Source organism: Pseudoduganella lurida (assembly GCF_007830455.1).
GTDB lineage: Bacteria > Pseudomonadota > Gammaproteobacteria > Burkholderiales > Burkholderiaceae_D > Rugamonas > Rugamonas lurida.
Window position 1 is genome coordinate 806,430 of record NZ_VLLB01000001.1, and the last position, 24,477, is coordinate 830,906.

Sequence of the window (24,477 nt, forward strand, 5' to 3'; positions counted from 1 at the left end):
GTCTCTCGTTGATCCGGTTGTTCAGGTGCGCCAGATGCGCGGCACGACGGCGTCCACGCCCAGCAGCGCGGGCCGCACGATGCGCCAGGCATCCAGCATGAGTTCGCGCGCTGCTTCGCTGTCCTGGCCGAGCCAGCGCACGGCCAGCACGCCCTTCATCTGCGTGACGCCGTAGCAGGGGTCGTCGGCCAGCGCGCGCAATGCGGTGACGATGGTGGCAGGCAGCGGCTGGCCGACCGCCAGCAAGGTGGCGCACACCGTGTGCCCGCCCAGGCCCAGCGGGCTGGCCAGCACGGCCGGCGTCAGGGCGCCCTGCTCCCACCACAGCAGCCTGCCGCCGCGGCGCACGGACGTGGTCTGCCGGATGGTTCCGTGGCTGAACCGCTCGCCGGAAGCGCGGCGGCCCAGGCACAGGATCTCGCAGCCCAGATACTGCGCGTCGGCCGCCAGCGTGACATGGTGGTCGAGCTCGACGTGGGCGTCGTTGAAGAAGATGGTTTCCTGCGGCAGCCATTCGAGCGCGGCGCCCGCACCGGCATCGAGCGTCACGCGCTGGCGCGATACGCGGCCGTTGGCGCGGTACCACTTGGCGGCGCCGGGATTGGTCAGCAGTGCGTGGCTGCCGGGATGGAGGGTTGCATCGATGGTCAGCTGGTCGCCGCCCACCACCCCGCCCGGCGGATGCACCACGATGGCGTGGCAGATCGCCGGCGTTTCGGGATACAGGGGTTTCTGCACGCGGAGCGGGCCGCTGTGCTCGCGGCGCGTCAGGCGCGTGACGGGTTGAATGCCGTTGCTGTCGAGCGTAAAGCCCAGCACGAGGCGGGCTTGCCACGGCGGATGCGCGTGGACTTCCACTGGGGTGCTACGGTCGATACAGTCCGGCATGGGGCACTTCGTCGTCGAAAACCCCTATAGACGAGCAAGTTGCGTGCCAGACTTTGCAGAGTGAAACGACGGCCTGGCGCACCAGTCCGGAGCGACCGCACCAGCACAGTGCGCCGGTCGAGGGCGCGCTTCAAACTGGTGCGGCCGAGCCTGTCAGGCCAGGTCGATCTGCTCGCTCTCGTCCATCGTGTAATAGACGTTGCGCAGGCCGTTCACGCGCAGCAGTTCGCGCACCGTCAGGCCTTCCGGGTCGGCGCTCTGGCGGTTGCCCGGCTGGGTGTTCTTGACCAGTTCACCGGCCAGTTCGATATCGCGCAGGCGGTAAGGCGAGTTGACGGTGACGGGCTGTTCGCCTTCGTTGTACCAGATCTGATAGAGCGGCATGGGATTCTCCGAGGTTGAGCAAATAGCAGTTCGTCATCATAACAAAGACTGCTCAATAGGGTCCCTTGCCGCCCTCGGCGATGAAACGGTCGATGCGCGCGGCCAGCACGGGCAGCGGCACGGAACCCAGTTCCAGCACCGTGTCATGGAAGGCGCGGATGTCGAATTTCGTCCCGAGCGCCGCTTCCGCCTTGCGACGCGCGTCGACGATCGCCATCTCGCCCAGGTAGTAGGACAGTGCCTGGCCGGGCCACGAGATGTAGCGGTCCACCTCCGTCGCCACCTCGTGTTCGGACAAGGCCGTGTTCTCCATCAGGTAGCGCAGCGCCTGTTCGCGGGTCCAGCCCTTCGCATGGATGCCCGTATCGACGACGAGGCGCGAGGCGCGCCAGGCCTGGTAGCTCAGCATGCCGAACACCTCGTACGGCGTGTCGTAGATGCCCATCTCCGTGCCCAGCCGCTCGGCATACAGGGCCCAGCCTTCGCCGTATGCCGAGATGTAGGCATTGCGGAAGGCGGGCCGCCCCGTCTGCTCCAGCGCCACCGGCATCTGGAATGCATGGCCCGGCGCCGATTCGTGCAGCGTCAGCGCGGGCAGGCTGTACAGCGCGCGGGCCGGCAGGTTGTAGGTGTTGACGAGATAGACGCCGGGTCCGCCGCGGCCGGACGTGTAGTACGGCGCCTGCTCGGGCGGCACCGGCACGATGGCGAAGCGGCTGCGCGGCAGGCGGCCGAAGTACTGGTCGGCCTTGCCGTCGAACTTCTTGGCGATCCAGGCCGCGCGCATCAGCAGCTCTTCCGGCGTCTTCGCGTAGAACTGCGCATCGGTGCGCAGGAAGTGCAAAAAGGCCGGCAGGTCGCCCTGGAATTTTACTTGCGCCATCACCTGCCCCATTTCGGCGCGGATCTTCGCCATCTCCTGCAAGCCGATGGCGTGGATTTCGTCGGCCGTCAGCGTGGTGGTGGTGTATTCGACGATCTTCGACTGGTAGTAGGCCGGGCCGTCCGGCAGGCTGTGCGCGGCCAGCGTCGGGGTGGCGCGGGGCATGTACTCGTCGCGCATGAAGGCCAGCAGTTGCGCGTGGGCCGGGATCACCTTGGTGGCGATGGCCGTGACAACGGCGGCGCGCAGGCGCTCCTGTTCGGCGGCGGGAATCGCGGATGGCATCGATTTGAACGGCTCGTAGAACGCCGTGTCGACCGGCTTTGCGTTCACGACCTTCGCCAGCGATGCATCGCGGCCGGTCAGCGTGACCCGCGGCGGCGTGAAGCCGCGCGCCAGGCCGGCCCGCATGTTGACGACCTGGTCGCGGAAGTAGCGCGGCACGTCGTTGAGCTGGGCGATGTAGTTGGCGTAGTCGTCCTTCGTGAGGAAGGTCTTGCGCGTCTCGTAGGCCATATTGGTCCAGAACGCGGAGTCGGCGTTCAGCGGCTTTTCGTACTCGCGGAAGTGCTGGTTCTGCACCAGTGCGGCCACCTGCGCGCGGTAGACGGCGTAGTTGATGCGTTCGCTGGCCGAGAGTCCCTTCTCGTCGATGCCGTCGAGCTGCGCCAGCACGGCTTCCCAGCGGCGCCGGCGTTCCAGCTGCGTGGCTGCGTCGATGCGGGGCAAGGTGGCGCGGATGCCGTTGGTGTCGTCTTCCTCGTCCTCCAGGCGCTGGGTCTGGCGCCATTCCCATTCGCTCGTGTAGATGGCGCGCAGCTTCGTATCGGCGTCCGGCGCGGCGGCATGCGCCAGTGTGCACAGCAGGCCGGCGGCGATGGCCGCGCTCAGCTTCTTCATCGGTGGTTTCCTTGTTGTTCGTTGAGGTGGTCGCTGGCCATCGCCGTGCTGAGGAAGATGCGGCCGTTCAGCACATCGGGCAGGCTGCTGGCGCGCAGGCGGTCCATCACGGGGCCCTTCACTTCGGCCAGGTGCAGGCCGATGCCGCGCGTGCGCAGGCTGGCGTTCAGTTCGGCGAGGGCGAACAGCGCGGTGGTGTCGATCGAGCTCACGGCCGTCATCGTCAGCACCAGGTGCCGCGCGCCGGGATGCTCGCGCAGCTCGTCCTCGATCTTTTCGGTGACGGACTCCACGTTGCCGAAGAACAGATTGGCGTCGATGCGCAGGATCAGGACTGTGGCGCAGGTGGTGGCGGCGTAGCGGTCCACGTTGCGAAAGTGCTCGGTGCCGGGAATGCGGCCCAGCACGGCGATGTGGGGTCGGCTGGCGCGCCAGATCAGCGTGCCCATCGACAGCACCACGCCCACCACGACGCCCGCCTCCACGCCCAGCGCCAGCACGCCGAGGAAGGTGACGATCCAGGCCAGCGCATCGGCGCGGTCATACCGCCAGGCCGTCTTCAAGGTATCGAGTTCCAGCATGCCCAGCACGGCGACGATGATGGTGGCCGCCAGCGTGGGCAGGGGCAGCAGCGCCAGCCAGCCGGTGGGCAGCACAAGGGCCAGGGCCAGCAGCAGGGCCGACAGCACGCTGGCCAGCGGCGTGTTGGCACCGGCCGCGAAGTTCACGGCAGAGCGCGACAGGCTGCCCGTCACGGGGAAGCCGCCGGAGAACATGCTGGCCACGTTGGCGGCCCCCAGTCCCACCAGCTCGCGGTTCGAGACCAGCTTCTCGCCGCGCTTCTGGGCCAGCGTCTGCGCCGCGCTCATGCTCATCAGGAAGACCACGAAGCCGATCAGCAGGCCCGGCTGGAGCAGCGCGCGCCAGTGCTCGCCCGACGTGGCCAGGTTCAGGCGCGGCAGGCCGGTAGGCACGGGGCCCGTCACCGCGACACCTTGCGTGCCGAGGTCCAGCGCGGCAACCAGTGCCGTCGCAGCCAGCACCACCACCATCGGCGCGAGCTTCGACAGCACATCGGCCAGGTTCTTGCGCAGCCCGGCGCGGTGCAGCAGTTTCGACAAATGGCTGCGTGCCAGGACAAGGGCCACGAGCGAGCCGATGCCCAGCAGCGCGCTGGGCAGATGCGGATGCAGCGGCGATGCGCCGAACAGGGCTTTTACCTGGCCCCAGGCGATGAGGAGAGAGGCGCCGACCGTGAAGCCGCTCATCACGGGCCGCGAGAAGAAATTGGCGAGGAAGCCCAGCCGCAGCAGGCCGCACAGCAGCAGCATCGCGCCCGCCACCAGCGCGAGCTGCGCCGCCAGCACCGTCGCGAGGCCCGAGCCGGGCGCCGCCAGCGGCCCGATCGCGGCCGCCGTCATCAGCGACACGATGGCCATCGGCCCGACCGACTGCGTCATGCTGCTGCCGAACAGCGCGTAGACGAGCGGCGGCAGGATGCTGGCATACAGCCCCGCCACCGGCGGCAGGCCGGCCACGAGCGCATACGCCATTCCCTGCGGGATCATCATCATCGCCACGACGATCCCCGCCCCCACATCCCCCGGCAGCGCCGCCCGGCGGTACCCCTTCAGCCAATCCAGCATGCCGCACTACCTGTTGCTTCGATTAAAGACGAGAGCGTATCACGGCCGGGTTCGTGTCAACATCGGGGTCAGTCACGAATGTTGCCACGGACTCGGCAGTCTGGCTGGCCGAGCTCGTGTCAACTCAGGTGACTGACCCCGCGGTTGAGCCCGTGTCCATGTCGGGGTCAGACCCCAAGGTGGACACGGGCTCGGCAGTGAGGGAGGCCGCGACGGCGGCGAGGATGTCGGCGGACAGCACAGGATCGGCGACGGCGCGCGACATCACGAGCGCTCCGATCATCGCGGCGTAGGCGACCATCGCGCGGCGGCGGCGCTCGTCGTGCGTGCCGTCGCCCATGGCTGCGGCCAGCAGGTCGAGTGCGGCATCGGTACGCTTCGTGACTACCTCGCGCACCGCAGGGCCGGCCCGCGCCACGTCCGCGCCGAGTGCCGAGAACGCGCAGCCGATACCCGGGTTGTCGCGATGGGACGGCGTGAGGTAGGCGCGGGCGATGGCGCCGAGGGCATCGTCCGGATGCGTGTCGATGAGCCCGCGCCAGCGTTCTTCGGAGCCGGCCAGTGCACGTCCTGCCGCTTCGGCCAGCAGTGCTTCCTTCGACTCGAAGTGGCCGTAGAAACCGCCGTGGGTAAGGCCGGCGCTTTTCATCAGGTCCGCCACGCCGATCCCCTCGAAACCTTTTTCCCGGAACAGCCTGGCGGCGCCGTCGACGATGCGCTCGCGGTTCTGCGCTGCCTGTTCGCGCGTGACTTTCATGGTCGCCTCCTTCTCAAGATACTTGACATTATATATGACGCACGTAATATATCTTTCATGACATCCATCATCTAAGAGGAAACCATCATGCGCATGAAAAGTTTCGGCCGCCGCAGCGGCCTGCGGGTCTCCGAGGTCGCGCTCGGCACGGGCAACTTCGGCACGGGCTGGGGCTATGGCGCCGAACGCGACGAAGCGAAGGCCGTGTTCGACCGCTACCTGGCGGCGGGCGGCAACTTCATCGACACGGCCGACGGCTACCAGGCCGGCCAGGCCGAACAGCTGACGGGCGAGTTCATCGCCGCGGAGCGGGACCGTCTCGTCCTCGCGACCAAGTACACGCTGGGCGGCCCGGGCGGCCTGGCTGGGACCGGCAACAGCCGCAAGGCGATGGTGCAGTCCGTCGAGGCCAGCCTGCGCCGCCTGGGCACGGACCGCATCGACCTGTACTGGGCCCACTTCGCCGATGCCCACACGCCGACCGAGGAAGTGCTGCGGGCGTTCGACGACCTGGTCCGCACCGGCAAAATCCTGTACGCCGGCCTGTCGAACTTCCCGGCCTGGCGCATTGCCCGCGCCGATGCCATCGCGGAACTGCGCGGCTGGGCGCCACTGATCGGCGTGCAGCTCGAGTACAGCCTGGCCGAGCGCACGGCGGACCGCGAACTGCTGCCGATGATCGAAGCGCTGGGCCTGGGCGGCGCGCTGTGGTCGCCCCTGGGCGGCGGCACGCTCACGGGCAAGTACCGCAACAACGAAGCGGGCCGCCTGCAGGGCTTCGGCGGCGTGCTGGTGCGCCGGGAAGATTCGCAGCGGGCCACCGACACCGTCGATGCCGTGCTGGCCATCGCCGCCGAGGTGGACGCCCCGCCGGCCCATGTCGCCATCGCCTGGCTGCTGCACCGCGATGCGGCCTCGTCGACAACGCTGATTCCGATCCTCGGCCCGCGCACGCTGGCGCAGCTGGACGGCACGCTGGGCGCCCTCGACCTGCGCCTCACCGGCGACCAGCTGGCCCGCCTCGATAGCGCCAGCGCCGTGCCCCTCGGCGCACCGCACGAGGCCATCGCCCGCAGCGCCGCCAGCATCGCCGGCGGCAAGCCCGAGCTGCTGCAGCCACGCGCCATCCCGGTCGCCTGAATCGCTAGAGCCGGGTTCGTGTCCACCCTGGGGTCAACCCCGGTTTCGGACACGAACTCAGCATTGCGCATGGTCGAGCTCGTGTCCGATTTCGGGGTTGACCCCAATGTGGACACGGGCTCGGCCGTGGTGCACCACGGATGGGCCGCCATTGTGCGGGAGCGCACTGTGACGGGCGGGACCTGCGCGAATACTGTTCTTTCGAATTTTGGGAGAATCTCACATGTCCAGTTCCGATCAACAATCCGTAGGCGACCTGCAGCGCAAGATCCAGCAGGAGCAGGATCAGCTCGATGCGTCGAAATCGAGCAGCAAGGAAGAATCGAAAGGCGTGCAGACCGGCACGCATGACTTCCCCGTGCCGCCATTGCCCCAGCAGCACCTGGCCAAGCCGGGCATCGAAGCCGACCTGGAATTGAAGCCGCAGTTCCTCGCGCCGGGCTACAAGGGCAGCGGCAAGCTGGAAGGCATGAGCGCCATCATCACGGGTGGCGACTCCGGCATCGGCCGCGCCGTCGCGGTGCTGTATGCGCGCGAAGGGGCGGACGTGGCGATCGTCTACCTGGCCGACGAGCAGCGCGATGCGGAAGACACCAAGGGCTACATCGAGGCCGAAGGCCAGCGCTGCCTGCTCATTCCAGGCGACGTGCGCGATGCGCAGTTCTGCCGGGACGCGGTCGAGCAAACCGTCAAGGCCTTCGGCAAGATCGACATCCTCGTCAACAACGCAGCCTTCCAGGAGCACGCCGATTCGCTCGAGGACATTACCGAAGAGCGCTTCGACCTGACGATGAAGACCAATATCTACGGCTACTTCCACATGGCCAAGGCCGTGCTGCCGCACCTGAAGAAGGGCTCGTCGATCATCAACACGGGTTCCGTCACCGGCCTGGAGGGTTCGTCGAAGCTGCTGGACTACTCTTCCACGAAAGGCGCCATCCACGCGTTCACCATGTCGCTGGCCTCGAACGTGCTGGAGAAAGGCATCCGCGTGAACGCCGTGGCGCCGGGCCCCGTGTGGACGCCGCTCAATCCGGCCGACCAGACGCCCGAGCAGATCGAGCAGTTCGGTTCGCAGACGGACATGAAGCGCCCCGCCCAGCCGGAAGAGCTGTCACCCGCCTACGTGTTCCTGGCCTCGCCCGCGTGCGCGAGCTACATCACCGGTATCGTGCTGCCGATCACCGGCAGCGTGGGCTAAGGAGAACGCCATGGCCCGCTCGCTCTGGAAAGGCGCCATCAGCTTCGGTCTGGTCCACATCCCGGTCGACCTGTACTCGGCCGTCAAGCAGAACGAGCTGGACCTGACGATGCTCGACAAGCGCGACTTCTCGCCCATCGGCTTCAAGCGCTACAACAAGGGCAACAACAAGGAAGTCGCGTGGGACAACATCATCAAGGGCTATGAATACACGCCCGGCGAATACGTGGTGCTGTCCGACGAAGACCTGAAGCGCGCCAACGTGAAGGCGACGCAGACGATCGACATCATCTCCTTCGTCGATGCCGAGGACGTGCCGCTCACGTACTACGAAACGCCCTACTACCTGGCACCGGGCCGCGGCGGCGCGAAAGTCTACGCGCTGCTGCGCGAGACGCTGCGCCGCGCCGGCAAGATCGGCGTGGCGACGGTGGTGATCCGCACCAAGCAGCACCTGTGCGCGCTGGTGGCCACCGAAGACGGCATCATCATGAACACGCTGCGCTACCAGGACGAGATCCGCGACACGGAAGGCCTCGACCTGCCCGCCAAGGGAATGAAGGGCTCGAACATCTCGGACAAGGAAATCCAGATGGCGCTGTCGCTGGTGGAAGGCATGAGCGAGGACTGGGATCCGTCCGCCTACCACGACACCTACAAGGAAGACGTGCTGGCGCTGGTCGAGAAGAAGGTGAAGGCCGGCCAGACGAAGACCATCACCGCACCATCGAAGGACGATGCGCCGGCCCAGTCGTCCAACGTGATCGACCTGGTCGCGCTGCTGCAGCAGTCGCTCGGCAACAAGCCGGGCAAGGGGCGGAAGGCCGCGCCGCCGCCCGAAGACGAAACGGACGACGAGGAAGAGGAAGAAGCGCCGCCGCCGAAGTCGAAGAAGGCTGCCAGCCATGGTACCAGCGGCACGGTGCGTTCCGGACCGAAGTCGGGGGCCGCCAAGGCGGCCGCTTCGAAGCCGGCTGCGGTGAAGTCGCCGGTAAAAGCTGCCGGCAAAACAGCGGCGAAGGCCGCCAGCAAGCCCGCGGCCAGGAAGGCGGCCAGCAAGCCGGTGGCGGCGCCCCGTCGCAAAGCAGCCTGAGGTACCGCAGCCTGAGTTACGCCGCCTGAGTTACGCCGCCTGAGTTACGCCGCCTGACTTATGCCGCCTTACTTGCCCCGCCTGACTTGCGCTGCCTGACTTGCGCTCCCTGACTTATGGCGCCTGACTTACACCGCCTGACTTGCGCCGCCTGACTTCCGCCGCCAGCCGCACATACGCGGGTTGGCGGCGCTGCGGTGCTGTTCGCGGCGGTTCAGGTGCGCAAAGCCGCTCCGGTCAAGTCCCTGGCCGGGCATTGCGCGATTTGTTGGCGGGTCGAAGAAACGCTTTTGAATCAGCCACTTGTCGCACAAATATCAGCCTGCTGCACAAGCTTATCCACAGTTTTTGTGCACAACCTTCGGCCGCGCTGTCACAGCGGTGGCAGCTGTTCCGTCTAAGGAAGTGAAAGGGCCGCACCACGCGTCCCTCCCACCGAAAGGAACATCATGTCCACTGCCCGAATCCCCCTCTTCAAGCTCGCGCCGAAAAGCCTGCACGCAATGATCGGCCTGTCGAAGGCTGCCAAGGAAAGCACGCTGGGCGACCGCATCGTCGAACTGGTGAACCTGCGCGTCTCGCAGGTCAATGGCTGCGGCGTGTGCGTCGACATGCACTGGCGCGACCTCGTGAAACAGGGCGCCGATCCGCGCCACCTCAACACGGTCGCAGGCTGGCGCGAGTCGCCGTTCTTCAATGACCGGGAACGGGCCGCGCTGGGCTGGGCCGATGCCGTCAATGCCCTGCCCCAGCGGGACGACACGGATGCCGCGTACGGCGCACTGCGCGAACACTTCACCGAAACGGAGATCGCCGAACTGGGTTATGCGATCGCCGTGATCCGCGGCTGGAACGTCATCAACATCTCGCTGCGCAACCAGATCCCGGTGGCTCCACCGCCGGGCATGTAGGCCTACTCGCCGCTGTAGCCCAGCTGCTTCATCGCCTTCGTGATGCTGACGGCGCTGTCCGCATAACCGTCCCATGGCTCGTTGCCATGATCGAGGCGCGTGTGGACGGTGGCCACGGTCCACTGGTCGCCGCCCTTCAGGTGCGGCAGTTCTTCCCAAGCGACCGGCACGGAAATGCCGAGGCCGGGCCTCGTGCGGGCCGACCAAGCTGCAACCGTGGTGGCGCCGCGACCATTGCGCAGGTAGTCGATGAAGATCTTGCCGATGCGGTTCTTCGGGCCGCTCTTGACGGAGAAGCGGTCGGGCAGCGTGCGCGCCATATGTTCCACGATCGCCTTCGAGAAGCCTTTCACCGTGTCCCAGTCATGCTGCGGCTTCACGTTGACGACCACGTGCAGGCCCTTGCCGCCGCTGGTCTTCAGGAATGCCGGCAGGCCGAGGGTATCGAGGAAGGCGCGCATCAGCTGGGCTGCTTCCTGGATCATCGGCCAGGTCACGCCTTCGCCCGGGTCCAGGTCGAACACGAGGCGGTTCGGCTTGAAGTAGTTTTTCGCGAAGGCGTTCTGCGTGTGGAGCTCCACCACGTTCCACTGCGCGCAGGACAGCAATCCTTCGACCGAGCCCACTTCCAGCATGGTGGGATGCTCCGGGTCCAGCTCCTGCGGCAGCTGCTTCACGCCGGGCAGCTTGCCCACCTCGGAATGCTTCTGGAAGAACAGCTCGCCGCCCACGCCGGCCGGTGCCCGCACCAGCGCCACGGGACGCCCCTTCAGGTGCTCCAGCATCAGGGACGATACCAGGGCGTAGTAGCGCACCAGCCCGATCTTCGTCATGCCGCTGGTCTTGTCGATCAGGCGGTCCGGGTTGGTGACCTTCAGCGTGGCCGGCAGCTTGCTGTCGACATCGGAGGCCGCGACCGGATCGGCCTTGGCTCTGGTGCCGGAAGCAGCCTGCTTTGTGGCTGACGTTGTGGCTGACTTTGCGGCTGACTTTGTGGCTGACTTTGTGGCTGGCTTTGCGTCTGATCTCGCGGCTGATCTTGCTGCGGGCTGATCGGCCGATTGCGCCACTGTTCCTGCGGATGATGTTGCGGCTGTCTTTTCTGCGGGCCCCTCGGTCGAATTCGCGACCGAATTCGCGGCTGCTTTAGCGGCTGACTTCGCGGCTGATTTTGTGGCTGTTTGTGTGGCTGCTTTTGCGGCTGATTTCGCTGCAGGCCTCTCGGCCGATTTCGCGGCTGTTTTTGGAGCCGGCTTCTCGACCGATTTCGCGGCCGATTTCGCGGCCGATTTTGCAGCGGACTTCGCGGCCGATTTCGCGGCCGATTTTGCCGCGGGCTTTACGGCTGTCTTTGACGCCGCCGTTGCCGCGCCAGCAGCGGTGCGCTTCGGTTTCGTCTCGGCCCCGGTCTGCATGATGTCCTCCACGTCGATGTCCTGGATATGTACCGCCTGCTCGCGGCGGATGCCGGCGGCCTTCTTGTCGGTGCGCAGGCCCTGGAACACGGAGTGGCGGATCGAGCCGCTGCCGGTCCACTCGCCGAACGTCACCTCGGCCACCAGCACGGGCTTGACCCAGTGCGCCTTCTTCGCGATGGCCTTGGTGGGCGCGAACGGGTTACTGTCGCTGGCGTTCTTCTTCAGCTTTGCCGTGATGTCGCGCAGCGTGGATTCATTGAAGCCGGTGCCCACGTTGCCGGCATAGTGCAGCTTGCCGTCATCGTCGTAATAGCCCAGCAGCAGCGAGCCGATGCCCACGCGCGAGCCCTGCGGATCGGTGTAGCCGCCGATGACGAATTCCTGCCGCAGCGCGCATTTCAGCTTGATCCAGTCGCCCGAGCGGCGCGAGGTGTACAGCGCATCGCGCCGCTTGCCGATGATGCCTTCCAGCCCGAGCCGGCAGGCCGCCGCCACGATTTCGGCCGGCGGTGCATCCAGCTCGGCCGAGAAGCGGATGCTGTCGGTGGCGCGGGTGGCCATTACCGTCTGCAGCAGTTCGCGGCGCTGCGCCAGCGGCACGTCGCGCAGGTCGTAGCCGTCCAGGTACGGCGCGTCGAAGATGAAGTAGACGATCTGCTCGGCCTTCGCGCCGTCGAACGCCTGCTGCAGCAGGCCGAAGCTGGGTCGGCCGTTCCTGTCGTGCACGACGATCTCGCCGTCGTACCAGCCGTCCGGCAGCGCCAGCTTGTCCAGCTTGGCGCGCAGCGCTTCGAGCTTGTCGGTCCAGTCGTTGCCGTTGCGCGTCCACAGCTGGATCGCGCCGTTCTCGACGCGGGCCAGCAACCGGTAGCCATCGAACTTCAGCTCGAAGATCCATTCGGACGGATCGGATGGCGGACCGTCGACGAGCGTCGCCAGTTCCGGCGCCAGCGTGTCGGGCAGCGCGACCTTCGCGGCAGGACCATCCGGGACGCTCTTCCTGCGCGCGGCAGCTTTCTTCGCCGCGGGCTTTTGCGGAGCCGCCGCTTCTGCGACTGCCTCGTCCGCAGCCGCCTTGGCCGACTTCTTCGCCGCAGGCGCCTTCGCTACCGCCTTCTTCGGTGCCGGTTTGCGTGCCGGCTTGCCCTGGTGCGCCATCGCGGTGTCCTCGGCATCCTCTGCCTCGGGTGTCAGGCGCTCGGCCGTCGGCATGCCGAGGGACTTCACGCTGTCGGGCATTTCGTCGACGACGGAGAACTCGTCCGCCGGGCGCACGTAGTCGTCCTTCTCCTTGATGAGCAGCCACGGTTCCTGCTTCTCGCCGGAGCGGCGCATGCGCACCAGCACCCAGCGGCCGTGCATCTTGTGGCCGCGCAGCTCGAACTTCAGGTTGCCGTCGCGGTAGCCCTGGTGCGGATCGCCGACCGGGTGCCAGGTACCCTTGTCCCAGATGATGACCTTGCCCGCGCCGTACTGCTTCTCCGGGATGGTGCCCTCGAAGTCGTTGTACGAGATCGGATGGTCTTCCACGTGCACGGCCATGCGCTTGTCGTGGCTGTCGTAGCTGGGGCCCTTCGGCACGGCCCAGCTCTTCATCGTGCCATCGAGCTCGATCCGGAAGTCGTAGTGCAGGCGCGTGGCCCAGTGCTTCTGGATCACGAACGTGAGCGCCTCGGTACCTTCCTCGCCGCCTTCCGCGGGCTCGGGCGTGATCGAGAAATTGCGCTTGGCCTTGTAGAGTTTGAGAGCGTCGGTCATGCCACGACTCTAGGCGCGGAACACGGCAGCTTCGGTTCGTCAGCTAACAGAGCCGTCGATTTGTAAAAAGTGTAAATGCGGACGCCGGCCGTCAACTGGCCCCGCGCGGGCGGCGTTCTGGGACCAGTGACGCCGATGCGCCACGCCCTGTTCGACCCGTTCGATGTCGATCCGGATGTTGATTCCGATGTTGATTCAGATGTTGATTGCGAAGTTGATCCAGTAGTCGATCCGTCAGCCGGTCCACCCATGAGGAACACGCCATGAATAAACGCATCACCCCCATCGTCTCGGCCATCAGCGCCGCCCTGATTGCCGGACTCTTCGCCGGTGCCGCCACCGCGCAGACGACTGCGCCCGCCACGACGCCACATGCCGAGGCCAAGCAAACGAAGGAAACCGCCAAGGCCGATGCGAAAGAGGCCAAGGAAGTCGCGAAGGCAGACGCGAAGGAAGCGAAAGCCAAGGCCGAAGCGAAACAGGACGTGGCGGAAGCCAAGGCCGACGCGAAAGAGAAAAAGGCCAAGGCCCACAGCAAGGCCGCACAGAAGAAAGCGGACGCCGCAGCGGACGCGCACACCACCACAGTCGCCACGCCGCCCGTTCGCTGAGCGTTCGGGCCACCACCCACCACGCACGCCGCATCAAAGGACAACAACTACTCTCGGGCGCAAAAAATCATTACAGCCTCCCTTGCCCGCGCCTTCGGCGCGGGTTTTTTTTGCCTGCGCCGCCAGGGGGCGAATTCCGGCGCCATCCGGCAGCATCGCCAGCAGTGCCGGCACCCTTTTTATCAGTCCGCTATCATGTGTTGCTTCACCAAGGGAAGCCATCATGCATACAGACCCAAAAAAACATCCCATCTTCGCCATCATCGGCGCGTCATCCGGCAACCTCGTCGAATGGTATGACTTCTACGCCTACTCCTTCACCTCGCTGTACTTCGCTGCGGCCTTCTTCCCGAAGGGCGACCCCACCACGCAACTGCTGAACACTGCCGGGATCTTCGCCGTCGGGTTCTTCATGCGTCCGCTCGGCGGCTGGCTGTTCGGCCGCATCGCCGACAAATACGGCCGGCGCAACTCGATGATGTCCTCCGTGCTGCTGATGTGCTTCGGCTCGCTGATGGTCGCGTGCCTGCCGACCTACGAAAACATCGGCTTCTGGGCACCGATCCTGCTGCTGGTGGCCCGCCTGATCCAGGGCCTGTCGGTCGGCGGCGAGTACGGCACCAGCGCCACCTACATGAGCGAGGTGGCCGTGGCCGGCAAGCGGGGCTTCTACGCCTCGTTCCAGTACGTCACGCTGATCGGCGGCCAGCTGCTGGCCACGCTGGTGCTCGTGGCACTGCAGCAGTTCGTCACGCCGGATGACCTGCGTTCGTGGGCCTGGCGCATTCCGTTCGTGATCGGCGCGTTTGCCGCGCTCATCGCGCTGTACCTGCGCCGCTCGCTGGTCGAAACGACGAGCGAGGAATCGCGCAAGAACGCCAAGGCCGGCACCATCAAGGGCATCCTGGAACACCCGCGCGCACTGCTGACGGTGCTGGGCTACACGGCCGGCGGCTCGCTGGCGTTCTACACCTACACCACGTACATGCAGAAGTACCTGGTCAACACGGCGCACATGAATGCCGAGACGGCGACGCTCGTGATGACGGCCGTGCTGGCCTGCTTCATGGTGCTGCAGCCACTGTTCGGCGCGCTGTCCGACCGCATCGGGCGCCGCAACATGATGATCGCGTTCGGCGTGCTGACGATGCTGGGCACCTACCCGATCATGACGGCCATCGGCCAGGTTCAGACGCCCCAGGCCGCGTTCGGCCTGGCGCTGGCGGCACTCGTGGGCGTGAGCTTCTATACGTCGATCAGCGGCATCGTCAAGGCCGAGATGTTCCCGCCCGAAGTGCGCGCGCTGGCCGTCGGCCTGTCTTATGCGATCGGTAACGCGGCCTTTGGCGGTACGGCCGAATACGTGGCGCTGCTGTTCAAGTCACTGGGCCACGAAAGCATGTTCTTCTGGTACGTGAGCGCCATCAGTGCGGTGGCCCTGGCCGCTTCGTGGATCATGCCGGATTCGCGCCGGCATGGGTATCTGAAGGACTAGCTTTGCGGTGGCATGAACCGGTGCCTGGCCGTCGCGGCATATCGACGATGGTACCGGTGTCAGGATTTATGCGCGACCGGCACGTTACTGAATGGGCTCGTCGGCCAGCTGCTTGGCCAACCGCACCTTGGCCGTTTCGACGTACTTGCGGCAGCCTTCCTTGTCGAGGAAGGCGGCGTTGCCGAGCTTCGGCTGGCGCGCCAGCTTCTCCCACAGCCCGCTCGCTTCCGGGTGGGCCGAGACGATGATGTCGCAGTCGAACGCTGCCACCTTCGCCATCGTTGCCTTCAGCTCCTGCTGCGCAGTCGGCCAGCGTGGATCACCGGCGAAGCGGAAGCCGTTCAGGCCAAGCGCCGACAGGCTGTCCGCGTAGACCATGTTCGCGGTGCGGCCGTTTTCGGTCGACTGCCACGTCCAGCTCAGGCCACCCTGCGTGTGGCCCGGGGTCTCGTGCGCGGTGAGTTGCAAGGGGCCGAGCGTGATCACGTCGCCCTCCTTCACCGCCCGCACCCTGGCCACCGGTGCCATGTCGTCCAGCCGGCCGTACTGCGGATCGCCCTTGTCGGCCTTGCCGCTGGCAAGCACCGGCGCACTCTTGACGCTGCCGACGACGACCGCGCCGGACATCTTCTGCAGCGCCGCCATCCCGCCCGCGTGGTCGTAGTGCTCGTGCGAGGACAGGATGTACTTGATGTCCTCCACCTTGAAGCCCAGCTTGCGGATGCTGGCGGCGATCGCGGCCGGCGACTGCGGCGTGCCGCCATCGATCAGGATGTGGCCTGCCGGCGACGTGACCAGCACCGAGCTCACGCCGTGCGGCCCCACGTAGTACGTGTTGCCGTACAGGGCGAACGGCGCCTGCGGGGCGTCCCAGTCGGCGGCATGGGCGAACATCGCCACACCGAGCATTGCGGTGATCATCAGCTTTTTCATTTTCTCTCTCAGGTGGGTGGAACGATATAAAGGCCGGCATGCTGCTGCGAGTTGCGGTCGCCGCGGCGGTAGCTGCGATACACCAGTGCGCCGTGCTCGTCCCGCGCGCAACAGGCGCAGCCGCCGACGTGCTCGAGGGCCGTCACGCCGCCTTGAAGCAGCTGGTACTCGGCCACGGCGCGAAGCTCCAGGTGCCGATGCGTGGGCAGCAGCCGTTCACGCGCAATGGCGGGGAAGCTTTGCGCAAACCTCTGCGCGAGCTCCTCGCTGACCTCGTAGCATGCCGCGCAGATCGTCGGTCCGATTGCCGCAACCCAGTCGCCGCCTGCGTCGAGCACCTCCAGCGCGTGCGGGATGATGCCGCCGGCCAGTCCACGCCAGCCCGCATGCACGGCCGCGACATGGCTGCCGTCGCGCTTCGCCAGCAGCAGCGGTACGCAGTCGGCCGTAATCACCGAGACCGGAATGCCTGCCAGCCGCGTGTGAAACCCGTCCGCCTCGCCGATGTGCTGGTGCGCTTCGGTGACCTGCGCGATGCGCGTCCCATGCACCTGCTTCTTCTGCGGCCGGCGCTCCCACACCGACTGCAGCGCCTGTGGCACCAGCTCGGACGCCGTGCCGAAGCCGTGGACGATATTCGGAATACTGCTGAGCAATGCGCTCTTGATCAAGGGCGGACTCGCGGGTGTCGTGACAGGCCAATCATAGCCAATCCCCGTGACATTTGCGCAACGCTGGGACGAAACGCCCCATCGCTGGGGTGTTTCCAGAAACCGGGGACAGGCCCCTTTTTTAGGAAATATTGCCTAAAAACGGGGACTGTCCCCTGTTCTCCGCGGTGCCGGGGCGGGCAAATACTATCGGATTCTCGTAACATTTACGCAACATCAGAACGCCCGCCACCCTTCATCAGGGTGTTTCCTGAAACAGGGGACTGTCCCCGTTCTTAGGAAATATTGCTTAAAGAAGGGGACAGTCCCCGGTTTTGGGAAATATTGCAGGCGAAAAAAAAGCGGCGGCTCCGGGAGGAGGCCGCCGCGAAGGGCAAAGCGGGGATTACAACTCCTTGCGGAGTTGTTCGGAGCTGCGCTGGGTCTTAGTTGCGCGCTTGGGGGTTGCTGATCGACGCGGTGGCCGCGACCGGGGTCGCAGCGGGTGCCGGCGTGCCGTCCCAGCCGCCGCCCAGCGCGCGGATCAGCGCCACGGTGGTCACGGCGCGGTCGCCGCGCAGCTGCACGGCATTGCGTTCGACGGCAGCCAGGTTGCGCTGCGCGTCCAGCAGTTCCAGGTAGCTGGAGCGGCCGGCGTCATACAGCTTCTGCGCCAGGTCGGTCGAGCGGCGTGCGGAGACGACGGCATCGTCGATCTGCGCCGTCTGGCCAGACAGGATGCGCAGGCCGGCGAGGTTGTCCTCGACTTCGGCAAACGCGGCGAGCACGGTCTGACGGTACTGGCCGACCGACTCTTCCAGCACGGCTTCGCTGCGCGTGACGTTGGCCCTGTTGCGGCCCCCATCGATCAGCGGCATCGACAGCGCGGCGCCCAGCAGCCAGGAGCGGCTGCTCCAGCGGAACACGTCGGCAAACGCCGGGCCCACGCCGCCGCCATCCGCGGACAGCGACAGCGCCGGGAACATGGCCGAGCGGGCCACGCCGATGCGGGCGTTCGACGCTTCCATCGCCCGCTGTGCCGCCGCGATATCCGGGCGGCGTTCCAGCAGCGACGACGGCAGCCCCGCCGGGATCGACGGCAGCAGCCCCGCTTCCGTCAGCGGATTGACGGCCGCCGCGAACTGCGCTGCCGGCTTGCCCAGCAGGACAGCCAGTGCGTGCTCGGCGTTGCTGCGCTGGCGTTGCAGGCCGATCGCTTCGGACCGGGTCGTCGACAGTTCGGTCTTGGCACGTGCCAGGTCGAACTCGCCGATGTCGCCCAGGTCGAAGCGGCGCTGGTTGACGCGCACATTCTCTTCGCGCAAACGGACCGTCTGCGCCACGGTCGCCAGTTCGGCGTCCGTGGCACGCAGGCGGAACCAGGTCTGGGCCACGTCGGCCTGCAGCGACAGCAGCACGGAGCGGTAGTTCGCTTCCACGGTTGCCGCATCGCTGCGCGCGGCCGTCACATTCGACGACACGCGACCGAACAGGTCCAGTTCATAACTTGCCGACAGCCTTGCGCTGTAGCTGTTGTACGGCGCGATCGCCGTGCCCTGCGGCAGGTTCGCTTCCTGCGGCGAAGGACGCACGCGGTTGGCACCGACGCCGACGCCCACCTGCGGCATGCGGTCCGCCTCGGCGATGCCGGCGATGGCACGCGCCTGCCTGATGCGGGCCGCGGCCACGGCCAGGTTCGCGTTGTTGCGCGTCGCTTCGGCGATCAGGTCGTTCAGGCCCGCATCGTTGAAGGCCAGCCACCACTCGCCGCGCGGCTGCAGCTCGGCCGGTTGCGCGGCCTTCCAGCGGGTGCCGTCGGCCGCCACCTTCACGTCATCGGGAGACGCCTGCTGCTCCTTGAACGCGTTAGGTACGGCCACGTCGGGCTGCTTGAATTCGGGCGCGGCACACGCGGTCAGCAGCAATGCCGCCACCAGCGGAGCCACACCGTTCGCAATCATCGTTTTCATCCGTGGGTTCCTTCCAGTTTCGCCGGCGCCATGTCGGAGGCCGGCACTTTGTTTTTATCGAGACGCTGGGCCAGGGTCCGCAGCAGCACGTAGAACACGGGCGTCAGGAACAGGCCGAAGAACGTCACGCCCAGCATGCCGGCAAACACGGCCACGCCCATCGCATGCCGCATCTCCGAACCGGCACCGCTCGAGAACACCAGCGGCAGCACGCCCATGATGAACGCGATCGACGTCATCAGGATCGGACGCAGACGCAGGCGGCAGGCTTCCAGCGCCGCTTCCACGATCGTGCGGCCATGGTCTTCCAGCTCGCGGGCGAATTCCACGATCAGGATCGCATTCTTCGAGGCCAGGCCCACCAGCACGAACAGGGCGATCTGCGTGAAGACGTTGTTGTCGCCCCCCGTCAGCTTCACGCCCACCAGCGCGCACAGGATCGACATCGGCACGATCAGGATCACGGCCAGCGGCAGCGTCCAGCTTTCGTACTGCGCGGCCAGCACCAGGAACACCAGCAGCACGCACAGGGGGAACACGTAGATCATGGTGTTACCGGCCAGGATGTCCTGGTAGGTCAGCTCGGTCCATTCGTACGTGATCCCTTTCGGCAGCGTGTCGCGCAGGATCTGGTCCATGATCTGCTGCGCCTGGCCGGACGAGATGCCCGGTGCGCCGGCGCCGTTCATGTCGGCCGCCACGTAGTTGTTGTAGCGCTCCACGCGGTCCGGGCCATACGTGTTCTTCACGCGCATCAGCGACGACAGCGGGATCATCTCGCCCTTGTCGTTCTTCACCTTCAGCTGGGCGATCTGCTCGGGCTGCGAGCGGAACTGCGCATCGGCCTGCACGCGCACCTGGTAGGTCCGGCCGAACTGGTTGAAGTCGTTCACGTACAGCGAGCCCAGGTTGATCTGCAGGGTCTGGTAGATCGTCTGCAGCGGCACGCCCAGCTGCTTGGCCTTGACCTTGTCCACGTCCGCGAACAGCTGCGGCACGTTGATCTGGTAGCCGGAGAACACGCCCTGCAGGCGCGGTTCCTGCCAGGCCTTCGCCTGCACGGCCTGCACGGCCTTGAACAGTTCGTCGTAGCCCAGGTTGCCGCGGTCCTCGATCATCAGCTTGAAGCCGCCGGTGGTACCGAGGCCGTTGACGGGCGGCGGTGGCAGTACCATCACGAACGCATCCTGCACGGCGCCCATGCGCTTGTTCATCTCGGCGGCGATCGCCTCGGCGGACATGCTCTTGTCGGTGCGCTTCTCGAAGGCGTCCAGGCCCAGGAACACGATGCCGGCGTTCGGCGCGTTGGTGAAGCCGTTGATCGACAGGCCCGGGAAGGCGATCGAATCGGCCACGCCCGGAATGTCCTTGGCGATCGCCGACATCTGGCGGATCACCTTGTCCGTGCGGTCCAGCGAGGCGGCATCCGGCAGCTGCGCGAAGCCGATCAGGTACTGCTTGTCCTGGCCCGGCACGAAGCCCGGCGGCACGGCCTTGAACATGAACAGGCCGGCGATCCCCAGCAGCACGTAGATCACCAGCGAGGCACCCTTGTGGCGCAGCACGCCGCGCACGCCGCCTTCATAGCTGTGGGCCGAACGGTTGAAGAACTTGTTGAAGCCGCGGAAGAAGCCGCCGAACACCTTGTCCATGCCGCGCGTGACGATGTCCTTCGGCTGGTCGTGGCCACGCAGCAGCGCGGCCGACAGCGCCGGCGCCAGGGTCAGCGACGAGAAGGCCGAGATCACGGTCGAGATGGCGATCGTCAGGGCGAACTGTCGGTAGAACTGGCCCGTCAGGCCGGACACGAAGGCGATCGGCACGAACACGGCGCACAGCACCAGGGCGATCGCGATGATCGGGCCGGAGACTTCCTTCATCGCCTGGATGGTGGCATCGCGCGGCGTCAGGCCGTTCTCGATGTTGCGTTCCACGTTCTCCACCACCACGATCGCATCGTCGACGACGATACCGATGGCCAGCACGAGGCCGAACAGCGACAGCGTGTTGATCGAGAAGCCGAAGGCCAGCATCACGGCGAACGTCCCCACGATGGAGACCGGGACGGCCAGCAGCGGGATGATGGAAGCGCGCCACGTCTGCAGGAAGATGATCACGACCAGCGCGACCAGGATCACGGCCTCGACCAGCGTGTGCACGACGGAGTCGATCGACTTGCGCACGAACTGGGTCGGGTCATACACGATGCTGTACTCGACGCCTTCCGGGAAGTCCTTCGACAGTTCGGCCATGCGGGCCCGCACGTCGGTGGACAGCTGCAGCGCATTGGCGTTCGGCGCCTCGAAGATCGGGATGGCAACGGCCGACTTGTTGTTCAGCAGTGCGCGCAGGGCGTACGAGTTCGAGCCCATTTCCAGGCGCGCCACGTCCTTGAGCAGCGTGGTGGCGCCGTCCGTATTGGCCTTGACGACGATGTCGCCGAATTCTTCGACGGACTGCAGGCGGCCCTGCGTGTTGACGGTCAGCTGGAAGTCGGCATCCTTCGACGGGCCCTGGCCGATGACACCGGCCGCGACCTGCACGTTCTGCTCGCGGATCGCGCTGACGACATCGCCGGCCGTGAGGCCCCGTGCCGCCACCTTCTGCGGATCGAGCCAGACGCGCATCGCGTAGTCGCCCGAACCGAACAGCTGGACGTCGCCCATGCCGTGGATGCGGGCCAGCTGGTCCTTGATGTTCAGCACCGCGTAATTGCGCAGGTACAGGTCGTCGTAGCGGCCGTCCGGCGAATTCAGGTGGACCACCATGGTCAGGTTGGGCGACGACTTGACGGTCGTCACGCCGATCTGGCGCACTTCCTCGGGCAGGCGCGGCAAGGCACGCTGCACGCGGTTCTGCACCGCCGTTTCGGCCTGCTCGACATTGGTGCCGATGGCGAACGTGACGGTCAGCTGCAGCGCGCCGTCGCTGGTGTTCTGCGACGACATGTACAGCATGTTTTCCACGCCGTTGATCTGTTCCTCGAGCGGCGCGGCGACCGTTTCGGCAATGATCTTCGGATTGGCGCCGGGGTACTGGGCGCGCACGACGACCGAGGGCGGCACGACGTCCGGGTACTCGGAAATGGGGAGCTTGAAAATCGAGATCAAGCCGGCGACGAACACGATGATCGACAGCACGGCTGCGAAGATCGGTTTGTCGACGAAGAAGCGGGAGATATTCATATTATTCCTTGCGTGTTATCCCAAAGGCTTACAGGGCGGCGACCTTGGCGTCCTTCTTGGCGTCGGGCGTCTTGGCGGTCAGGTCGGCGTCCATCTTGACGGTGGTCGGCGTGATCGGCGCGCCGGGGCGCACGCGCTGCAAGCCGTTGACGACGATCTTCTCGTTCGCCTTCAGGCCGCTGCGCACCACGCGCAGGCCATCGACCGTCGGTCCCAGCGTGACGGCGCGGTACTCGGCCTTGTTGTCGGCACTGACGACGAACACGAACTTGCGGGCCTGGTCCGTGCCGACGGCGCGGTCGTTGATCAGGATGGTGTTCTTCGTGTCGCCGGCACCGCCCAGCTGGACGCGGGCGAACAGGCCGGGCGTGAGCTCGCGGTCGCTGTTCTCGAACGTGGCGCGCATGCGCACCGAACCGGTCTGCGGGTCGAGCTGGTTGTCGACGAATTCGAGCTTGCCTTCGTGCGGGAAGCCTTCTTCATTGGCCAGGCCCACCTTGACGACGACCGGCTGGCCGCGCTGGCTCTTGGCGCCCACGCGCAGGTAGGTGCTTTCGTCGCCATCGAAGCTGGCGTAGATGCGGTCGAGCGAGACGACGGAGGTCAGCACGGCCGATGCGTCGACCAGGTTGCCCAGCGTGATCTCGGCCTTCGAGACGCGGCCGTTGATCGGTGCCGTCACCTTCGTGTAGGTCAGGTTCAGCTTGGCCGCTTCATACTGGGCCTGGGCTGCACGCGCGCTGGCATCGAGCTCCTTCTGCGACGAGGCGCGTTCGTCGAACTCGCGCTGCGCGATGGCCTTGTCGCCCAGCAGGCGTTCGGCGCGGGTCAGTTCCAGCCGGGCCAGTTCGGCCTTGGCGCGCGCCGAGCTGGCGGCGGCCTGGGCGCGGTCGGCCTCGGCCTGGTAGGGACGCGGATCGATCACGAACAGCACGTCGCCCTTCTTCACTTCGCTGCCCGGCTTGAAGTTCACCGCGGTGATGAAGCCGGAGACGCGCGGACGGATCTCGACGCGTTCGATGGCTTCCAGGCGGCCGGAGAACTCCTGCGTTTCGGTGATCGGTTTTTCCAGCACCACGGCGGCGGAGATCGGCGGACCGCCGGCCGGCGGCGCGGCTGCAGCGGCATCCTTGCCCTTGGCATTGTCGCAGCCGGCCAGCGTGACGGCGATGCCGGCCACGGCCAGTGCTGCAACCATCGGTCGCACGGCCGATGCTGCCAACGTTTTCAAATGTTGAATCTTTTTCATTATTAACCCCGTTTTGTTTGAAAAATGGTGAAGATTTGCCCTTCCCGCCGCGTTTCACGAAAACGAAAACGAAGCGGGCCCGCTACGCTGCCGGGTGCAGTCTGGCGCGCGTTTACTAGTGGTTACAGGAAAGGTCGCTCGCCGGCACCGCCAGCCCGACGGTGCACGAACGTTTTATGGATGTTCTAGGCTGGTGGGGTCTCCGTCCCATCGATGCCGCGGATGAAGGCGGCGATTTCGGCCAGTGCATACACACAGGCGCAATCGTTGCGGCCGCCAGCTTCGGCGAGCGGCGGGGGCGGCAGCCGCCGCACGGTGGTGGTGATGCCACACGTGATCAGCTTGGCGCCGTATTGTTCGGCTTCGTCGCGCAGCGGATCGTCCTCGGCGGACAGGATCAGCGCGGGCGGCAGATTCTTCAGCCGCGAGGACTGCAGCGGCGAGGCATACGGGTGGGTGCGGTCCGCCGCGTTCGGCAGGTAGCCGCGGTAGCCGGCCGCGCACGTGCCGGCAATCTTGTCGACGACGGCCGCCTTGTCGCGGCACACCGGCAGTTCGCGCATCGAACAGGTGGACAGGCCCGGGTCCAGCATCGGCATGATCAGCACCTGGCCGGCCAGCGCCGGGCCGCCGCGGTCGCGCGACATCAGCGATACCACGGCCGCCAGGTTGGCACCGGCTTCGACGCCGGCAACGACGAGGCGCTTGCCGTTCCAGGACAGCTTCGCCTTGTTCTTCTTCGCCCACAGCAGCACGGCATGCGCATCCTCGACGGCGGCGGGGAACGGCTTCTGCGAGGCCAGCGTGTAGCCGGAGGACAGCACGGCCTGGCCGCTGTCGGCGCTCACGAGGCGGGACAGGAAATCGTCGGCCTCGTCGAACGCGCCGCCAACGAATCCGCCGCCGTGGAAGAACACCACCAGCGTGTCGCGCTTGGTGGCGGCGGCACCGGCCAGGTACAGTCGGCCGCCCAGCGGGCCTGCGGCGCCACCCACTTCCAGGTCGCGCACCAGCAGGTCGTCCGCCAGCGGAACCAGCTGCGGCTGCGCGCTCATCGGATCGCTCCCGGCGCCAGGCTCGTACCGGCCTGCCCCGCGCCGGCCACCTGGCGCATCAGCGCGTCCACCCCACGCGCCTCGGCGCCGGCGGCGCGCGAGTACGAGTCGGTGTTGACGATGCCGCCCAGGACCACCGCCAGCAGCGCGAGCGCGGCCGCGATGATGGTTTGTCCCAGCAGGTGTTTGAAGCGCGAGGCCATGATGTTCTTTCTCGGTAATGAACGTGAATGATGAAAGCAGATGAAACTTCTTTGATGCAGTGCAGTAACTATAAACATGTTCTACAATCTGATAAAGACGACAATGACGAATTGATTGTTCAGGATCCCGAACAATGACAACGGCAT

20 protein-coding genes are annotated in these 24,477 nt (G+C 66.2%); 6 read left to right on the forward strand and 14 right to left on the reverse strand.

Features of this window, described 5'->3' with window-relative positions; translation table 11 throughout:
- Positions 1-21 precede the first annotated feature (21 nt).
- From IP91_RS03520 to IP91_RS03540, 5 genes are all read right to left on the reverse strand, one after another.
- The gene (locus IP91_RS03520) at positions 22-888 is read right to left on the reverse strand and encodes an urease accessory protein UreD (RefSeq protein ID WP_145647370.1); all 867 of its coding nucleotides are present in this window, start codon (positions 886-888) and stop codon (positions 22-24) included.
- A 153-nt stretch (positions 889-1,041) separates the two neighbouring features.
- The gene (locus IP91_RS03525; RefSeq protein WP_145647371.1) at positions 1,042-1,272 is read right to left on the reverse strand and encodes a hypothetical protein; all 231 of its coding nucleotides are present in this window, start codon (positions 1,270-1,272) and stop codon (positions 1,042-1,044) included.
- Positions 1,273-1,324: 52 nt separating this feature from the next.
- A complete protein-coding gene (locus IP91_RS03530; protein WP_145647372.1) occupies positions 1,325-3,055 on the reverse strand; it encodes a DUF885 domain-containing protein in 1,731 nt (576 codons plus the stop codon).
- Complete coding sequence (locus IP91_RS03535) at positions 3,052-4,701, reverse strand: SulP family inorganic anion transporter (protein WP_145647373.1); 1,650 nt, start codon at positions 4,699-4,701, stop codon at positions 3,052-3,054. Before IP91_RS03535 ends, IP91_RS03530 begins: the two co-directional genes overlap by 4 nt.
- 124 nt (positions 4,702-4,825) lie before the next feature.
- On the reverse strand, positions 4,826-5,458 hold the full coding sequence (locus tag IP91_RS03540) for a TetR/AcrR family transcriptional regulator (RefSeq protein WP_145647374.1): 633 nt from the start codon (positions 5,456-5,458) through the stop codon (positions 4,826-4,828).
- A gap of 87 nt (positions 5,459-5,545) precedes the next feature.
- Between IP91_RS03540 and IP91_RS03545 the strand changes: the two genes are divergently transcribed.
- The 4 genes from IP91_RS03545 (at position 5,546) to IP91_RS03560 (ending at position 9,803) form a co-directional block, all read left to right on the forward strand.
- Positions 5,546-6,598 carry an aldo/keto reductase gene (locus IP91_RS03545; RefSeq protein WP_145647375.1) on the forward strand — a complete coding sequence of 351 codons (1,053 nt, stop codon included), beginning with the start codon at positions 5,546-5,548 and terminating at the stop codon, positions 6,596-6,598.
- Positions 6,599-6,821: 223 nt separating this feature from the next.
- A complete protein-coding gene (locus tag IP91_RS03550; protein ID WP_145647376.1) occupies positions 6,822-7,799 on the forward strand; it encodes an SDR family oxidoreductase in 978 nt (325 codons plus the stop codon).
- A 10-nt stretch (positions 7,800-7,809) separates the two neighbouring features.
- Positions 7,810-8,892 carry a non-homologous end joining protein Ku gene (ku, locus tag IP91_RS03555; protein WP_145647377.1) on the forward strand — a complete coding sequence of 361 codons (1,083 nt, stop codon included), beginning with the start codon at positions 7,810-7,812 and terminating at the stop codon, positions 8,890-8,892.
- Positions 8,893-9,341: 449 nt separating this feature from the next.
- On the forward strand, positions 9,342-9,803 hold the full coding sequence (locus IP91_RS03560; RefSeq protein WP_199754473.1) for a carboxymuconolactone decarboxylase family protein: 462 nt from the start codon (positions 9,342-9,344) through the stop codon (positions 9,801-9,803).
- 2 nt (positions 9,804-9,805) lie between these two features.
- Here IP91_RS03560 and ligD read toward each other — a convergent pair whose 3' ends face one another.
- Positions 9,806-12,979, reverse strand: a complete 3,174-nt coding sequence (ligD, locus tag IP91_RS26360; RefSeq protein ID WP_229473812.1) for a non-homologous end-joining DNA ligase — start codon at positions 12,977-12,979, stop codon at positions 9,806-9,808.
- A gap of 263 nt (positions 12,980-13,242) precedes the next feature.
- On the opposite strand from ligD, the gene IP91_RS03585 reads away from it, so the two are divergent.
- Positions 13,243-13,590, forward strand: coding sequence for a hypothetical protein (locus tag IP91_RS03585; protein WP_145647380.1), 348 nt, complete (start codon positions 13,243-13,245; stop codon positions 13,588-13,590).
- A gap of 33 nt (positions 13,591-13,623) precedes the next feature.
- Here the strand turns inward: IP91_RS03585 and IP91_RS03590 are convergent, their stop codons facing one another.
- A complete protein-coding gene (locus IP91_RS03590) occupies positions 13,624-13,815 on the reverse strand; it encodes a hypothetical protein (protein ID WP_145647381.1) in 192 nt (63 codons plus the stop codon).
- Between IP91_RS03590 and IP91_RS03595 the strand changes: the two genes are divergently transcribed.
- Positions 13,814-15,085, forward strand: coding sequence for an MFS family transporter (locus tag IP91_RS03595; RefSeq protein ID WP_145647382.1), 1,272 nt, complete (start codon positions 13,814-13,816; stop codon positions 15,083-15,085). The genes IP91_RS03590 and IP91_RS03595 overlap by 2 nt on opposite strands.
- 84 nt (positions 15,086-15,169) lie before the next feature.
- Here the strand turns inward: IP91_RS03595 and bla are convergent, their stop codons facing one another.
- The 7 genes from bla to IP91_RS03630 all read right to left on the reverse strand — a co-directional run bounded on the left by bla (position 15,170) and on the right by IP91_RS03630 (position 24,330).
- Positions 15,170-16,018 carry a subclass B3 metallo-beta-lactamase gene (gene bla, locus IP91_RS03600; RefSeq protein WP_145647383.1) on the reverse strand — a complete coding sequence of 283 codons (849 nt, stop codon included), beginning with the start codon at positions 16,016-16,018 and terminating at the stop codon, positions 15,170-15,172.
- An 8-nt stretch (positions 16,019-16,026) separates the two neighbouring features.
- The gene (locus tag IP91_RS03605; protein ID WP_158643073.1) at positions 16,027-16,689 is read right to left on the reverse strand and encodes a purine nucleoside phosphorylase YfiH/LACC1 family protein; all 663 of its coding nucleotides are present in this window, start codon (positions 16,687-16,689) and stop codon (positions 16,027-16,029) included.
- A 425-nt stretch (positions 16,690-17,114) separates the two neighbouring features.
- The gene (locus IP91_RS03610; protein WP_145647385.1) at positions 17,115-18,638 is read right to left on the reverse strand and encodes an efflux transporter outer membrane subunit; all 1,524 of its coding nucleotides are present in this window, start codon (positions 18,636-18,638) and stop codon (positions 17,115-17,117) included.
- Positions 18,635-21,823, reverse strand: coding sequence for an efflux RND transporter permease subunit (locus IP91_RS03615; protein ID WP_145647386.1), 3,189 nt, complete (start codon positions 21,821-21,823; stop codon positions 18,635-18,637). Before IP91_RS03615 ends, IP91_RS03610 begins: the two co-directional genes overlap by 4 nt.
- 28 nt (positions 21,824-21,851) lie before the next feature.
- Positions 21,852-23,072 (reverse strand): efflux RND transporter periplasmic adaptor subunit, encoded by a 1,221-nt coding sequence (locus tag IP91_RS03620; RefSeq protein WP_145647387.1) that lies wholly within the window; start codon positions 23,070-23,072, stop codon positions 21,852-21,854.
- 185 nt (positions 23,073-23,257) lie between these two features.
- Positions 23,258-24,127 (reverse strand): alpha/beta hydrolase, encoded by an 870-nt coding sequence (locus IP91_RS03625; RefSeq protein ID WP_145647388.1) that lies wholly within the window; start codon positions 24,125-24,127, stop codon positions 23,258-23,260.
- Positions 24,124-24,330, reverse strand: a complete 207-nt coding sequence (locus IP91_RS03630) for a hypothetical protein (RefSeq protein ID WP_145647389.1) — start codon at positions 24,328-24,330, stop codon at positions 24,124-24,126. The genes IP91_RS03625 and IP91_RS03630 overlap by 4 nt, the downstream gene beginning before the upstream one ends.
- Positions 24,331-24,477: the final 147 nt, after the last annotated feature.

Bases quoted from the DNA above. Each gene is read 5' to 3' on its own strand.
- IP91_RS03615 (WP_145647386.1), bottom strand. From the start codon at position 21,823: ATGAATATCTCCCGCTTCTTCGTCGACAAACCGATCTTCGCAGCCGTG.
- IP91_RS03520 (WP_145647370.1), bottom strand. From the start codon at position 888: ATGCCGGACTGTATCGACCGTAGCACCCCAGTGGAAGTCCACGCGCAT.
- IP91_RS03625 (WP_145647388.1), bottom strand. From the start codon at position 24,127: ATGAGCGCGCAGCCGCAGCTGGTTCCGCTGGCGGACGACCTGCTGGTG.
- ligD (WP_229473812.1), bottom strand. From the start codon at position 12,979: ATGACCGACGCTCTCAAACTCTACAAGGCCAAGCGCAATTTCTCGATC.
- IP91_RS03610 (WP_145647385.1), bottom strand. From the start codon at position 18,638: ATGAAAACGATGATTGCGAACGGTGTGGCTCCGCTGGTGGCGGCATTG.
- ku (WP_145647377.1), top strand. From the start codon at position 7,810: ATGGCCCGCTCGCTCTGGAAAGGCGCCATCAGCTTCGGTCTGGTCCAC.
- IP91_RS03545 (WP_145647375.1), top strand. From the start codon at position 5,546: ATGCGCATGAAAAGTTTCGGCCGCCGCAGCGGCCTGCGGGTCTCCGAG.
- IP91_RS03530 (WP_145647372.1), bottom strand. From the start codon at position 3,055: ATGAAGAAGCTGAGCGCGGCCATCGCCGCCGGCCTGCTGTGCACACTG.
- IP91_RS03585 (WP_145647380.1), top strand. From the start codon at position 13,243: ATGAATAAACGCATCACCCCCATCGTCTCGGCCATCAGCGCCGCCCTG.
- IP91_RS03630 (WP_145647389.1), bottom strand. From the start codon at position 24,330: ATGGCCTCGCGCTTCAAACACCTGCTGGGACAAACCATCATCGCGGCC.
- bla (WP_145647383.1), bottom strand. From the start codon at position 16,018: ATGAAAAAGCTGATGATCACCGCAATGCTCGGTGTGGCGATGTTCGCC.
- IP91_RS03540 (WP_145647374.1), bottom strand. From the start codon at position 5,458: ATGAAAGTCACGCGCGAACAGGCAGCGCAGAACCGCGAGCGCATCGTC.
- IP91_RS03595 (WP_145647382.1), top strand. From the start codon at position 13,814: ATGCATACAGACCCAAAAAAACATCCCATCTTCGCCATCATCGGCGCG.
- IP91_RS03560 (WP_199754473.1), top strand. From the start codon at position 9,342: ATGTCCACTGCCCGAATCCCCCTCTTCAAGCTCGCGCCGAAAAGCCTG.
- IP91_RS03550 (WP_145647376.1), top strand. From the start codon at position 6,822: ATGTCCAGTTCCGATCAACAATCCGTAGGCGACCTGCAGCGCAAGATC.
- IP91_RS03525 (WP_145647371.1), bottom strand. From the start codon at position 1,272: ATGCCGCTCTATCAGATCTGGTACAACGAAGGCGAACAGCCCGTCACC.
- IP91_RS03620 (WP_145647387.1), bottom strand. From the start codon at position 23,072: ATGAAAAAGATTCAACATTTGAAAACGTTGGCAGCATCGGCCGTGCGA.
- IP91_RS03535 (WP_145647373.1), bottom strand. From the start codon at position 4,701: ATGCTGGATTGGCTGAAGGGGTACCGCCGGGCGGCGCTGCCGGGGGAT.
- IP91_RS03590 (WP_145647381.1), bottom strand. From the start codon at position 13,815: ATGATGGCTTCCCTTGGTGAAGCAACACATGATAGCGGACTGATAAAA.